Origin of the sequence: Nocardiopsis sp. NPDC049922, from assembly GCF_040660275.1 — a bacterium.
GTDB lineage: Bacteria > Actinomycetota > Actinomycetes > Streptosporangiales > Streptosporangiaceae > Nocardiopsis.
Genome location: NZ_JBFAME010000002.1, coordinates 482777 through 496047 on the forward strand (window position 1 = coordinate 482777; position 13271 = coordinate 496047).

The 13271-nt window shown below is 72.6% G+C and carries 13 protein-coding genes; 3 read left to right on the plus strand and 10 right to left on the minus strand.

Annotated elements, in window-relative coordinates; translation table 11 throughout:
- Positions 1-186: 186 nt before the first annotated feature.
- The 3 genes from AB0I72_RS06325 to AB0I72_RS06335 form a co-directional block, all read right to left on the minus strand.
- Positions 187-1872 carry a ribonuclease J gene (locus AB0I72_RS06325; RefSeq protein WP_358563597.1) on the minus strand — a complete coding sequence of 562 codons (1686 nt, stop codon included), beginning with the start codon at positions 1870-1872 and terminating at the stop codon, positions 187-189.
- On the minus strand, positions 1869-2840 hold the full coding sequence (gene dapA / locus AB0I72_RS06330) for a 4-hydroxy-tetrahydrodipicolinate synthase (RefSeq protein ID WP_358563599.1): 972 nt from the start codon (positions 2838-2840) through the stop codon (positions 1869-1871). Before dapA ends, AB0I72_RS06325 begins: the two co-directional genes overlap by 4 nt.
- A gap of 346 nt (positions 2841-3186) precedes the next feature.
- Entirely contained in the window at positions 3187-3567 is a 381-nt protein-coding gene (locus AB0I72_RS06335) for a phage holin family protein (protein ID WP_358563601.1), read from the minus strand.
- Positions 3568-3644: 77 nt separating this feature from the next.
- Here AB0I72_RS06335 and AB0I72_RS06340 point away from each other — a divergent pair, with 77 nt between their 5' ends.
- From AB0I72_RS06340 to AB0I72_RS06350, 3 genes are all read left to right on the plus strand, one after another.
- Entirely contained in the window at positions 3645-4199 is a 555-nt protein-coding gene (locus AB0I72_RS06340) for a GNAT family N-acetyltransferase (protein ID WP_358563603.1), read from the plus strand.
- Between the two features lie 108 nt (positions 4200-4307).
- Positions 4308-5180: a 1,4-dihydroxy-2-naphthoate polyprenyltransferase gene (locus AB0I72_RS06345; protein WP_358563605.1), complete on the plus strand. Its 873-nt coding sequence runs from the start codon at positions 4308-4310 to the stop codon at positions 5178-5180.
- A gap of 34 nt (positions 5181-5214) precedes the next feature.
- On the plus strand, positions 5215-5700 hold the full coding sequence (locus AB0I72_RS06350) for an NUDIX hydrolase (protein WP_358563607.1): 486 nt from the start codon (positions 5215-5217) through the stop codon (positions 5698-5700).
- A 49-nt stretch (positions 5701-5749) separates the two neighbouring features.
- Here AB0I72_RS06350 and dapB read toward each other — a convergent pair whose 3' ends face one another.
- The 7 genes from dapB to AB0I72_RS06385 form a co-directional block, all read right to left on the minus strand.
- Complete coding sequence (dapB, locus tag AB0I72_RS06355; RefSeq protein WP_358563609.1) at positions 5750-6493, minus strand: 4-hydroxy-tetrahydrodipicolinate reductase; 744 nt, start codon at positions 6491-6493, stop codon at positions 5750-5752.
- Positions 6494-6531: 38 nt separating this feature from the next.
- Complete coding sequence (egtD, locus tag AB0I72_RS06360) at positions 6532-7506, minus strand: L-histidine N(alpha)-methyltransferase (protein ID WP_358563611.1); 975 nt, start codon at positions 7504-7506, stop codon at positions 6532-6534.
- A 75-nt stretch (positions 7507-7581) separates the two neighbouring features.
- On the minus strand, positions 7582-8337 hold the full coding sequence (gene egtC, locus AB0I72_RS06365) for an ergothioneine biosynthesis protein EgtC (protein WP_358563613.1): 756 nt from the start codon (positions 8335-8337) through the stop codon (positions 7582-7584).
- Entirely contained in the window at positions 8337-9689 is a 1353-nt protein-coding gene (gene egtB / locus AB0I72_RS06370; RefSeq protein ID WP_358563615.1) for an ergothioneine biosynthesis protein EgtB, read from the minus strand. Before egtB ends, egtC begins: the two co-directional genes overlap by 1 nt.
- Positions 9686-10987 carry an ergothioneine biosynthesis glutamate--cysteine ligase EgtA gene (egtA, locus tag AB0I72_RS06375; protein WP_358563617.1) on the minus strand — a complete coding sequence of 434 codons (1302 nt, stop codon included), beginning with the start codon at positions 10985-10987 and terminating at the stop codon, positions 9686-9688. Before egtA ends, egtB begins: the two co-directional genes overlap by 4 nt.
- A gap of 207 nt (positions 10988-11194) precedes the next feature.
- Positions 11195-12124, minus strand: a complete 930-nt coding sequence (locus tag AB0I72_RS06380) for an arylamine N-acetyltransferase (RefSeq protein WP_358563619.1) — start codon at positions 12122-12124, stop codon at positions 11195-11197.
- 42 nt (positions 12125-12166) lie between these two features.
- Positions 12167-13243 carry an ABC transporter ATP-binding protein gene (locus AB0I72_RS06385; RefSeq protein ID WP_358563774.1) on the minus strand — a complete coding sequence of 359 codons (1077 nt, stop codon included), beginning with the start codon at positions 13241-13243 and terminating at the stop codon, positions 12167-12169.
- Positions 13244-13271: the final 28 nt, after the last annotated feature.

The window sequence follows — 13271 nt, forward strand, 5'->3', positions numbered from 1 at the left end:
TCACACCTCCAGGGGAGCGGGTCGTTCGGTCCGGCGGGCAGGGCGGCACGCCACGGCGCGCAGCCTACTAGGAAGTCCAGGCCCGGAGCGGATTTCGGGTCGGCGTGTCGCGCGGTCGCACCGCCGACGACGCCGAACGGCCCGAGTGCGCCGAACGCGCCTCGGGCCGTACACGCAAACGTCCGGTCAGACCTCGACCAGGACCGGGATGATCATGGGACGACGGCGGTAGGTCTCGTTCACCCACCGGCCCGCGCTGCGGCGGATGAGCTGCCGGAGCTGGTGCGGGTCGTTGACGCCGTCGGCGGCGGCCTTGTCCAGGGCGGCCTGGAGCTTGTCCACGACGTCGTCGTAGGCCTCCGGGGCGATCCCGGCGCCGCGGGTGTGGATCTCGGGTTCGCCGAGGATCTTGCCGGTGGTGGAGTCCACGGCCACGACGACGGAGATGAACCCCTCCTCGCCGAGGATGCGGCGGTCCTTGAGCGAGGCCTCGGAGACGTCGCCGACCGACGAGCCGTCGACGTACACGTACCCGGCCTGGACCGCGCCGACGATCTTGGCCCGGTTCTTGTACAGGTCGACGACGACGCCGTCCTCGGCGATGACGATCCGGTCCTGCGGGATCCCGGTGGCCTTGGCCAGGTCGGCGTGGGCGCGCAGGTGCCGCCACTCGCCGTGCACCGGCATGAAGTTGCGCGGTCGCACCATGTTGAGCACGTACAGCAGCTCACCGGCGGACGAGTGCCCGGACACGTGCACCAGCGCGTTGCCCTTGTGCACGACCCTGGCGCCCCAGCGGGTCAGGCCGTTGATCACCCGGTTGACGGAGTTCTCGTTGCCCGGGATCAGCGAGGACGCGAGCAGGACGGTGTCGTCCTCCTCGATCCGGATCTGGTGGTCGCGGTTGGCCATGCGGCTCAGCGCGGCCATCGGCTCGCCCTGCGACCCCGTGCACACCATCAGGACCTCGTGGGGCGGCAGCTGGTCGAGCTGCTTGGCGTCGATGATGGTGTCCCCGGGCACGCTCAGGTAGCCGAGGTCGCGCGCGATGTTCATGTTGCGGACCATGGAGCGGCCCACGAACGCGATCTTGCGGCCGTGCTTGACGGCGGCGTCGATCACCTGCTGGACGCGGTGCACGTGGGAGGCGAAGCAGGCCACGACGATGCGCTTGTCGGAGGTGCGGAACACCTTGTCGATGGCCTCGTTGAGGTTGCGCTCGCTGACCACGAAGCCCGGCTGCTCGGCGTTGGTGGAGTCCGACAGCAGCAGGTCCACGCCCTCGTCGCCGAACCGGGCGAAGCCGCCCAGGTCGGTCAGGCGCCCGTCCAGCGGCAGCTGGTCCATCTTGAAGTCGCCGGTGTGCAGCACCGTCCCGCCCGGGGTGCGGATGCCGATCGCCAGCGCGTCGGGGATGGAGTGGTTGACCGCGAAGAACTCCAGGTCGAAGGGGCCGAAGTCGTGCCGCTCCCCCTCCTCGACCAGGACCGTCTCCGGCTTGATCCGGTGCTCGCCCAGCTTGGCGGTGATCAGCGCCAGGGTGAGCTTGGAGCCGACGATCGGGATGTCCTCGCGCTCGCGCAGCAGGAACGGCACGCCGCCGATGTGGTCCTCGTGCCCGTGGGTGAGCACGATCGCCTCGACGTCGTCGAGCCGGTCCCGGATGTAGTCGAAGTCCGGCAGGATCAGGTCGACGCCGGGCTGCTCCTCCTCGGGGAAGAGGACGCCGCAGTCGACGATGAGCAGGCGGCCGTCGTACTCGAAGACCGTCATGTTGCGACCGATCTCGCCGAGCCCGCCCAGGGCGACGATGCGCAGCGCGCCCTCGCCGAGCGGCGGCGGCGGTCCCAGTTCGGGGTGGGGGTGGCTCATACGGACCCCTCCGCCAGGCGCTCGACGTTGACCGCGCTGGCCGGGACGGCCTGGTGGGGCGCGAGGCCGATCGGGCCCTTGACGCCCGCCGCGGCGAGGTCCTCGCGCAGGAGGGCCTGGAGTTCGGCGGAGGCGTCGGCCAGCGGCGTGCGCACCGGGCCGGACGGCAGGCCGAACAGGTTGAGCACGGCCTTGGTGGTGATGACGCCCTGGGTGCGGAACATGCCCGTGTACACGGGCGTGAGGCGGCGGTGGATGGCCAGCGCCTGGCCGACCTCGCCCGCCTCGTAGACGTCGATCATCTCGCGCAGGTCGGCGCCGACGATGTGGCCGACCACGCTGACGAACCCGGCGGCGCCCACCGACAGCAGCGGCAGGTTGAGGATGTCGGTGCCGCAGTAGTAGGCCAGGTCGGTGCGCTCCATGACCCAGGAGCTGGCGCCGACGTTGTCCTTGGCGTCCTTGTTGGCGACGATGCGCGGGTGCTCGGCCAGCCGGACCAGGGTCTCGGAGGCGATCGGCGTCCCGGTGCGGTGCGGGATGTCGTAGAGCATGACCGGCAGCTCGGTCGCGTCGGCGATCGAGGTGAAGTGCCGGATGAGCCCCTCCTGCGGGGGCTTGTTGTAGTAGGGGGTGACGGCCAGCAGACCGTGCGCGCCGGCCTTCTCCGCGGCCTGGGCCAGGCGGATGCTGTGGCGGGTGTCGTTGGTGCCGACACCGGCCACGACCGTGGCCCGGTCGCCGACGGCCTCCAGGACCGCGCGGAGCAGGCGGTCCTTCTCGTCGTCGCTCGTCGTGGGCGACTCACCGGTCGTGCCGCTGATCACGAGACCGTCGTTGTGCTGCTCGTCCACCAGGTAGGTGGCGAGTCGGGCCGCGCCCTCGTAGTCGAGTTCGCCGTCCTCGAGCATGGGCGTGACCATCGCGGTCAGCATCTTGCCGAATGGGCGGTTCTTGGTGTCCACCATCGCTGTGAAAGGCGTTCGGGCCGCCGCTGCGGGGCGGGTGGGCCCGGGTGTGCCCCTCCTCCTCTCGGTGTGCGTCAACAGCTGGACGTGCCCGCGGTCCGGACGTGTCCGGGCACGGGCGGGCGGCGCTTCGCGTCCGCCACCGCGACCGGCGGAATCCGTTCCGGTCGCGGGAAAGATCTGGTGTGCCCCGCGCGTGGGGTCGCGGGATCAGGCTTCGCGGGCCGCCGTCCTCGTGGGTCGAGGTGGATGGCCCGGAATGTGAACCTACCCTTCCCGGACCCGCGCCACGCGGGCGGGTCCGGGGTCCGCTCGCAGGTCAGCGCGGCGGGACGGGGGTGGACGGTCAGTCGTCGCCGCCGTCGGGGAGGAACAGGCTGGCCAGCCAGCTCACGATCGAGATGACGATCGCGCCCCAGAACGCGGGCCAGAACCCGTCGATGCTGAACGGCAGATCGAAGAGTCCGGCGATCCAGTTCGTGAGCAGGAGCAGCAGCGCGTTGACGACGAGCCCGATCAGTCCCAGGGTCAGGACGTAGAACAGGCACCCCACCGTTTTGACGATCGGTTTGATGACCGCGTTGACCAGGCCGAAGATCGCGCCGACACCAAGGTAGACGAGGATCTGCTCGGTGGTGTCCCGGGTCGCGACCTCGATCCCGTCGATCAGGAAGACAGCCGCCCAAAGGGCGAGCGCGTTCACGATAACTCTGATAATGAGGCTCACGACGTAGATGTTCCCATGCCATGGCAAGGTCCGGAAACTCCGGTGTTGGTCATCTTGCCGATCGAGGAGGCCCCACCGTGTCCCGTGCCCAGTTCGTCCGCCCCGCCCGCGCCGCCGATGTGGACGCCGTGGTGGCCGTCCAGGTGGACTCGTGGCGGGCGGTGTACGGGACGCTGCTGCCCGATGACGTGCTCGCGGAGATGGCGGGCGAGGAGGCGCGCGACCGGTTCCGGGAGCAGTGGACCGCGGCGCTGGCGTCGCCGCCGACCTCACGGCACCGGTTGGTCGTGGCCACGGACGAGGAGGCCGGGGTTCGGAGGGTGGTGGGCTTCGCGGCGTTCGGGCCCGCGGGCGACCCGGACCTGTGGCCCGGCAAGGACGCGGAGGTGTTCGCGCTGCACGTGGCCCCGGAGCGTACCCGGCAGGGGCACGGGAGCCGGTTGCTGAACGCGTGCGTGGAGCAGCTGGTCGAGTCGGGTTTCGGGACCGTGTACGTGTGGGTGCCCGAGTCCGACAACGCGCTGCGCGCCTTCTTCGAGTCCTCCGGATGGCGCCCGGACGGGGCCCGCCGGGAGATCGACCTGGGACGGCCGCTGACGATGGTGCGCCTGCACGCCGCGATCTCGGAGTAGGGGATCTCCGACAGAGGGCGGGGCGGCGCGACCCGCCCCGGTCGGGGACTACCGTGGGGAGGCGGTGCGCCCGGCTGGCGGGCGCCGTCGAGTGTGGAGGGACCGCGCGTGGCCACGGTCAGTGAATGGGTCTCGGGGACGCGCCCCCGTACGCTGCCGAACTCGATCGTGCCGGTGGCGGTCGGCACCGCCCTGGCGTTCGCCCTGGGCGGGTTCGTGTGGTGGAAGGCACTGCTGGCGGTGGTGGTGTCGGTGGCGCTGCAGGTGGGCGTGAACTTCGCCAACGACTACAGCGACGGCGTCAAGGGGACCGACACCGCCGAACGGACGGGCCCGGTGCGGCTGACGGCGAGCGGGCTGGCCCCCGCCCGGCAGGTGCTGACGGCGGCGCTGGCGAGCTTCGGTCTCGCGGCCGCGGTGGGCCTGGTGCTGGTCGCGGCGTCGTCCTGGTGGCTGCTGCTGGTGGGCGCCGCCGCGATCGCCGCGGCGTGGTACTACACGGGCGGGCGCTCGCCGTACGGGTACCGGGGCCTGGGCGAGGTGTCGGTGTTCGTGTTCTTCGGGCTCGTGGCCGTCGTGGGGACCGTGTTCGTCCAGGTGGGCTCCGCGCCGTGGCAGGCGTGGGTGGCGGCGGTGCCCGTGGGCCTGCTGTCGTGCTCGGTGCTGGTGATCAACAACCTGCGGGACATCCCGACCGACCGGGAGACGGGCAAGATCACGCTCGCCGTGCGGCTGGGCGAGGCGGGCACGCGCCGCCTGTTCGCGGCGGCGATCGCGGCGGTGTACGTCGTGGCGCTGGTGCTGACCCCGGTGTTCTGGTGGGTGCCGCTGGTGGTGCTGTCGGCGCCGCTGGCCGTGCCGCCGATCCGCCGTGTCCTGGGCGGCCAGGTCGGCCGCGACCTGGTGTTGGGGCTGGGCGAGACCGGCAAACTCCAGCTGGCCTTCGGCGTGCTGTTCTCGGTCGGGCTGGCCCTGGGCTGAGGAGCCGGGGTCCCCGGGCGCTAGGGTCGGGGGCGTGACCGAGGAGGAGTTCTACGCGAGCCTGCCCGCGACCCGGGGCTCCGCGGGGGCCGTGATCCGCTCCGCGGGCGGCGGGGTGCTCCTGGTCGAGCGCACCTACGTTCCCGAGCGCCCCTGGGGGATCCCCGGCGGGATCATCGAGGCGGGCGAGTCACCGCTGGCCGCGTGCCGACGCGAGCTGCGCGAGGAGTTGGGCGTCGAGGCCCGCGTCCTTCGCCTGGCCGTGGTGGACTGGGTCCCGGCGCGTCCGCCGCGCACGGCGGCGCTGCACTGGCTGTTCACCGCCGACCTACCCGAGCGCGCCGAGCTGCGGCTTCCCGAGGACGAACTGTCGGGGTGGGCGTGGCACGAGCCGGACGACCTGTTCCGGGTCCTGTCCCCGCACGTGGCCCGCAGGATGCTCGCGGCGCTCGCCGTGGCGGACGGCGGGGGGCCGCTCTACCTGGAGGACGGCGGGCCGGTCCTGCCGCCGGCCGGGTGAGGCGCGGTCCGGGCCGCGCCTGGCCCGGCGCGGCCCGGCGGACCGTGTGCTACTCCAGGCCGAGCAGGGGCTCCAGGCCCAGGGTGAGCGGCTCGGGCAGGTCGGCGACCCTCCGGACGCCCAGGAGGACGCCCGGCATGAAGGACGTGCGGTTCATCGAGTCGTGTCGGATCTTGAGGGTCTCCCCGTCGGTGCCGAACACGACCTCCTGGTGGGCGATGAGCCCGGAGATGCGCAGCGCGTGCACGCGGACGCCGTCGACGTCGGCGCCCCGGGCGCCCGCGATCTCGGAGGTGGTGGCGTCGGGCATCGGGGCGGCGCCGGCCTCGCGCCGGGCCTCGGCGACCAGTTCGGCGGTCCGGTAGGCGGTGCCGCTGGGAGCGTCGGCCTTGTTGGGGTGGTGCAGCTCGATGATCTCGGTCGAGTCGAAGTACGGGGCGGCCTTGCGCGCGAAGTGCATCATCAGCACGGCGGCCACACCGAAGTTCGGCGCGATCAGGACCTTCGCGCCGGGCTTGGCCTCCAGCGCGGCCCGCACCCGCGCCAGCTTCGCCTCGTCGAACCCGCTGGTGCCGACGACGGCGTGGATGCCGTGGCCGATCAGCCACTCCAGGTTGTCCATCACCGCGTCGGGGTGGGTGAAGTCGACGACGTAGTCCGCCCCCAGGACCGCGTCGCGGTCGGCGGCGCGGTCGATCCCCGCGACGAGTTCCATGTCGTCGGCGCCCTGAACCGCCTTGACGACCTCTGACCCCATGCGCCCGTCGGCGCCGAAAACTCCTACCTTGAACACGGCACCACCGTACCGGAGTCGCCGCCCGCCGTGAGCGGTCAGTGGGCGGTGGCCAGGGCGAGGGCGAAGTCGTCGGCCGGGTCGGTCCACCAGTGCGTGGGGGTGAACCCGGCGGCGACGAGCTCCCCTCCCAGCCGCTCGCGGCGGAACTTGGCGGAGATCTCGGTGCGCATCTCCTCACCGGCGGAGAAGTCGACGGTCAGGTCGAGGTCGGCGACGTGGACCCGCTGGTCGACGAGGGAGCGCAGGCGCATCTCGATCCACTCCTGTTCGGCGTTCCACAGGGCGACGTGGCCGAAGGCCCCGACGGCGAAGTCCGCGCCCAGCTGGTGGTTGATCACGGAGAGGACGTTGCGGTTGAAGGCGGCGGTGACGCCCTGGGCGTCGTCGTAGGCGGTGACGAGGCGTCCGGGGTCCTTGACGAGGTCGGCTCCCAGGAGGAGGGAGTCGCCGGGGTGCAGGACGCCCCGGACGTCGCGGAGGAAGGCGGCTCGGGCGAGGGGGTCCTGGTTGCCGATGGTGGAGCCGAGGACGGCGAGGATCTGGCGGCCGCGGTCCTCGCTGACGGGCAGCAGACCGAGGTGTTCCTCGAAGTCGCCGACCACGGCGTGGACGTCCAGGCCCGGGTAGTCCTTGGCCAGCCCGGAGGCGGAGGCGGCGAGGAAGTCGCCGCTGACGTCCACCGGCACGAACCGGGTGAGGCGGCCGTGGCGCCGCATGGCGTCGAGCAGGAGCCTGGTCTTGACCCCGGAGCCGGAGCCGAGTTCGATGAGCGCCTCGGCGTCGGCGGCCTCGGCGATGTCGTCGGCGCGTTCCTGGAGGATCGACCGTTCGGTGCGCGTGGGGTAGTACTCGGGCAGCCCGGTGATCTCCTCGAAGAGGGCGCTGCCGCGTTCGTCGTAGAACCACTTGGGCGGGAGCTGTTTGGGCCGCGCGGTGAGGCCCTCGGCGACGTCCCTGCGGAGTGCCTTGTCAAGATCGTCAGCGGTCAAGTTTCGGTCAATCCGGAACATGCTGCCTCCTGTATCCCTAAGTGGTGTACCCAGGGCGCGAGGTGACGGTGGGAGTGGAGTGCAGTAGGTGTCTGCTCAGCGGAGCGGTGTGATCTCGGTGCCCTCGGCGGTGGCCACGACCAGTGCGTCGTCCGGGACCGGCCGCCATCCCGGCTGGTCGTCGAAGGGCTCGGAGGCCAGGAAGACCCCTCCACCGGGTTCGCGCAGGGTGAACAGGGTGTCGCCCGCGGCGGTGCCGACGATCGACTCCCCGTCGCTGGCCAACAGGTTGTACCGGCCCTCGGAGTGCTCACGGGCGTGGCCGACCACGGCCGCGAGCGTGCCCGGCAGGTCCCCCGAGGAGCGCCACAGCCGTACGGTGTGCGCGAACAGCGGTGCGGAGTCGACCGGCGAGCGCGCGTCCAGGGCTCCGGCGGGAGGGGGCGCGGCGAGGGCGGCGGTGAGCGCCTCGTCGTCCTTGACCGCGCCGTTGTGGCTGAACAGCAGCCGGTCCGCGCGGAACGGCTGGGCCCCCGACTCCTCCGAGCCGAACCCGGCGGTGGCGTCCCGGACGGCCGCCACCACGCACGCGGAGGTGATGGCCCGGGCGGCGTCGGCGAACGAGGCGTCGCCCCAGATCGGCATGGCGCGCCGGTAACGGAGGGGCTCCGGCGGGGGATCCCCGGCCGGATCCCGCCGGGGGTACCAGCCGACCCCGAACCCGTCGGCGTTGACGGTGCCGTGCCGCTGGTGGCGCGGCGCCCAGGACTGCGTGTGGAGCGCGTGGGGCGCCGCGTACAGCAGCTCGTGCAGCGTACGCGGCGGCCCCAGGTAGGCGAGGTGGCGGCACATCAGACGGTCTCCGCGTCGCGCGCGCAGCGGAATCCGCTGAAGATCTGCCGGCGGATCGGGTGGTCCCAGTTGCGGAACGTCGAGCGGACCGCCGTGGGGTGGGTCGCCCACGAACCGCCGCGCAGCACCTTGTACCCCTCGTCGAAGAACGCCTCGGAGTACTCCCGGTACGGGAAGGCCCGGAACCCCGGGTAGCCGTCGAAGGTCGTGGACGTCCACTCCCACACGTCGCCGATCAGCTGCTGCACGCCCAGCGGGGAGGCCCCGTCGGGGTGGCGTCCGGCCGGGGAGGGGCCCAGACGGCGCTGGCCCAGGTTGGCGTGGCGGGGTTCGGGCTCCTCGTCGCCCCACGGGTAGCGCGTCGACCGCCCGGCGCCGGGGTCGAAGCGGGCGGCCTTCTCCCACTCGGCCTCGGTGGGCAGGCGCTTGCCCGCCCAGCGCGCGTAGGCCCGCGCCTCGTGGAAGCTGACGTGCTGGACGGGCTCCTCCGACGGCACCATCTCGTGGCGGCCGAACCGGCGGCGGGACCACTCCTGCCCCTCACGGGTCCAGAAGGCCGGGGAGACCGCGTTGCGCCGCTGCCGCCACTCCCAGCCCTCACGGCTCCACCAGTGCCGGGTCTGGTAGCCGCCGTCGTCCATGAACCGCAGGTACTCGGCGTTGGTGACGAGTCGGGTGTCGATCCAGAACGCGGGGAGGTCGACGGTGTGCGCGGGGCGCTCGTTGTCGTAGGCCCAGGGGTCGTCGACGGCGCCCATGGTGAACGGCCCCGCGGGCACGAGCACCTCGGGCGCGTCGGGCGGGCTCAGCGGGGCGACGTCACCGGACGCGTCCAGGAGCACCGGTTCGCCCTTGCGGAGCTGGTGGGTGGCGAGCATGGTCTCGTCGTGCTGGTGCTCGTGCTGGATGACCATGTGGAAGACGAACCCGGAGTCGAGCAGGGCCCGGTGGGCGTCGGAGCCGTCGCGCTGGCGGGGCACGGCCGGGGAGAGGTCGACCGCGTCGAGGACGTCCAGCACCTGGCGGCGGACCCGGTCGTTGTAGTCGGCGGCCTCCTCCGGGGTGAGCAGCGGCAGGGTGACCCGGTCGGCGCGCGGGTTCTCGAAGGCGTCGTAGAGGTGGTCGATGTCGGGGCGCAGGGACTCCCGGCCCCCGGCGGCCCGCAGCAGCCACTGCTCCTCGTAGTTGCCGATGTGCGCCAGGTCCCAGACCAGCGGCGACATGAGCTTGGAGTGTTGGGCGAGCAGCCCGTCGTCGTTCAGGGCGTCGAGTGTCAGGCCGTTGCTGCGCCGACGGCTGCGTTCGAGTTCGACGGCGATGCGCTCCTTGGCGAGCTCCTGTTCGTGGTTCACCGCGCTCCTCCACTGGGCTCGGAGTGGTGTGTCGGGTCCGGACCCGTCCTGGACGCCCCGGTGCCCGCGTCACGGGGACCGGGGATCCGCGGACCGTCGTCGGCCGGGGACAGCCCCCGCCGCGTGTACCGGTCCGCGTAGTCGTCGAGGAGGGAGGCCAGGTGCGCGGCGCCCATCCGGGGCAGGGCGCGTACGGCCGCGTCGAAGCAGGCGATGGCGCACTCGGCGACGGCGGGGTCGGCCATGCCCCTCTGCGCGGAGCGCAGCCACAGACGGGGGTCGGGAACGCCCGGTCCGCACAGCCGTTCCGTGGCCTCCTCGGCGGTGGAGCGGGCCACCGGGTCGTCGAGCAGGGCGGCGGCCAGGGCCATGGGGACGGGCCACCAGCGGTGGGGCAGCGCGTCGATCATGCGCAGCTCCCACCAGCCGCGCGGGCGGACGGGCGGGAAGAGCGTGCTGAGGTGGAACTCCAGGTCGTCCAGGGTGGCCGCACGGGGTCCCCGGCCGTCGACCCACTCGGCGAAGGTGAAGCCGGGGTCGGCGGTCCAGCGGCCGTCCCCGTCGGGGGTCTGCGGGATCGCCATCACACGGGCGGCCAGCGCGTACTCGGCCCAGGCGGTCGCGGGGTCGGGCCGGTGGACGCCGTCCAGGACCGGTCGGGTGCGGGAGGCGTCGGTGGCGGCCCAGATCACCCACCGGGTGGACTTCCATCCGGTCGGACGGCCGCGCCAGTGGGCGGAGTTGGCGAACGCGGCGACCAGCGGCGGACCGAGGCGGTGCGCGAGTTCCCAACGAGCGCGCAGGTCGGCGGTGTCGGCTCCGGTGTCCAGGCACACCTGGACGGAGGCGGTGCTGCACATCATGGTGCGGCCGCTGGGCTGGCGGTGGTTGGTGAAGAAGCGCTCCATCGCCGCGTAGCGGGGCGAACGGAGCTGGCGGCGCGGCGGACGGACCGGGTCGAGCGCGGCGCCGGAGAGCCGGAGTCCGGCCTCGGCGAGGTTCTTGGCGGCGTGGTCGAGGTCCGCGGCCAGGGCCTCGTGGGCCCGGGCGGGGCCGGGTAGGGCGGGAGAGCTGAGTTCGAGCTGTCCGCCGGGTTCGAAGGTGACCCTGCTTCCCCCGGGCAGGGCCGTGGTGGTGTCCAGCGCACCCGAGAGGCGGTCGAGGCTGACGCCCGCGGTCGGCTGGGCCGGGTCCGTGACGAGCCATTCGGTCTCGACCCCGACCTTGCCGGGAGGGCCGGTCTTGAAGCAGACCCCGTTGATGTAGTCGTGTACGTCGTCCGTGGTGATGCGTGCCATGGGACGCCCCTCTCGGTGCACCGAGCCTCGGTGACACCTCAAGGGTCCTGCCCATGAGTTCGTGAGGTTGAACATAGGAAATGATCAGAAATCAGATGAACAATCCGCATACGCCGGGCCACCTCCGATCGACCGCCGACGACACTCCTGGTGACTCCGGGTGCCACGACGCATGCGGAAAGCACACACCCCCAGGTGTGACGTGCGTCACTCCCCGCTGAACTCCCGGAGGCGCTCCTCGACGACGGCGCGCTCCCGGACGTCCAGCCCGATCCCGAACACCTCGTCTAGGACGTCGACGACCTCGTCGACCGGCATCTCACGCTCGGCGACGGAACCGTCGGGCGCGGTCGTGGTCAGCTTCGTGTCCACGAGCACGTGCTGGACGCCCGGGGCGACGCTCTGCGCCATCAGGCGCCCCACGAACGGCGAGCGGGGGTGGGTGCTGAGGTAGTGGCTGAAGACCGCGTAGTCCTGGGGCAGCTGCGCGGTCGTCGCGAACGAGTACATGGCGCGCCACTCCCTCCCGTTGTGGGAACGGAGCAGCCACTCGTCGGCGCCGACCACCTCCGTGCGGTCGAGGGTCCGCGGCCATCCGCCCTGGACCTCCAGATGACCGTCGACGAGGGGGAGGGGCTCCAGCAGCCCGCCCCCGCCGAAACCCACGTCCGCCAGCCACGGTGAGCCGTCCACGTCCACCTTCAGCAGAGCGTGCGTGGCGGGCCGGGCGCTCCCCTCGGCACCCACCAGGACCCGGGCCGCCAACGCGGTGAACGTGAACCCCAAGCGATCCAGCACGGCGGCGAACAGCAGGTTCTGCTCATAGCAGTAGCCGCCGCGTCGCTGGCGGACCATCTTGTCCGTCAGCGACGCGATGTCGAGCGGGATGGGCCGGTCCAGGACGAGCTGGAGATTCTCGAAGGGGATGGCGGCCAGGTGGGCGCGCTGGAGGGCGCGCAGCGTGTCCAGGGTGGGCGGAAGGTCGCCCTCCAGTCCGACGCGCTCCAGGTAGGCGTCGAGGTCGAGTTCCCGACCGTGCCAGAAGTCGCGTTCGGTGACGACCGGTCCAGGGGCGGGCGCCGCGGGGGCGGATCCGCTGGTGTCGGTGCTGTCCGGGGCGATGTGCACTGATGTCATGACCACCCGGAACCAGCCCGTTCCGCGTGTCATTCCACCGCTTCACACGCGCCCCCGTGGCCGAATCCGGCCACCTTCGTCAGTGGCCCAGTGGCACGCGACATGGTATCCTCCGCCCCCCTCCAGGACCCCCGGGTCGACCGTCCGGCAGCGGTCGGCCACCCCCGCGCGCTCCGCCTCGCCCGAGGCCAGCACCGGGCAGCGCGGGTGGAAGCGGCATCCCGGGGGGACGTGACGCGGGTCCGGCGGCTCCCCCGACAGGACCACCGGCTCCCCCTCGGTCTCGGGCAGCACCGACAGCAGGGCGTGGGTGTAGGGGTGCGCGGGCACGGCGAGCACCTCCTCCACCGGGCCGACCTCCACCACCCGGCCCAGGTACATCACGGCGACGCGGTCGGCGATGTTCCACGCCAGGCCCAGGTCGTGCGTGGCCACGAGGGCCGACAGCCCCAGATCGGCGCGCAGGTCCAGCAGCAGGCGCAGGATCTCGCCGCGGACGGACGCGTCCAGGGAGGCCACCGGTTCGTCGGCGACGAGCACCTCCGGCTCCAGGACCAGCGCGCCCGCGATCACCACGCGCTGACGCTGGCCGCCGGACAGCTCGTGCGGGTACCGGGCCAGGAACCGTTCGGGCGGACGCAGCCCGGCGCGGGCCAGCGCCCGGGTCACCCTCTCCGCCTCGTCGGCCGTGGTCCCCTCGTGGACGCGCAGCCCCTCGACCACCGACTCGTAGACGGTGCGGCGCGGGTTGAGCGACCCGGTGGGATCCTGCTGCACCAACTGCACCCTGCGCCGGTAGGCGCGCAGGTGGCGGCTGCCGTAGCGCAGCGGCTCGCCCTCGAAGACCACGCGGCCCCGGGTGGGGCGCTCCAGACCGAGCAGGACCCGCCCCAGGGTGGTCTTGCCGCATCCCGACTCCCCCACCAGCGCCACGATCTCCCCCGCGCCGACGTCGAGGTCGACCCCGTCGACCGCGCGGGCGGTCCCCCGGCCGCCACCGGGGGCGATGCCCGCTCTGAAGGCGACCTCCACGCCGCGCGCGCTCAGCACGGGGCGGGTGACCGGCCCCCCGACGGGGTCGTGCTCGGCTGGGGGCGGCGGGTGGGCGTCGGTGCGCATGGTGCTCAGGCGGCGGCCCTCCTCGACG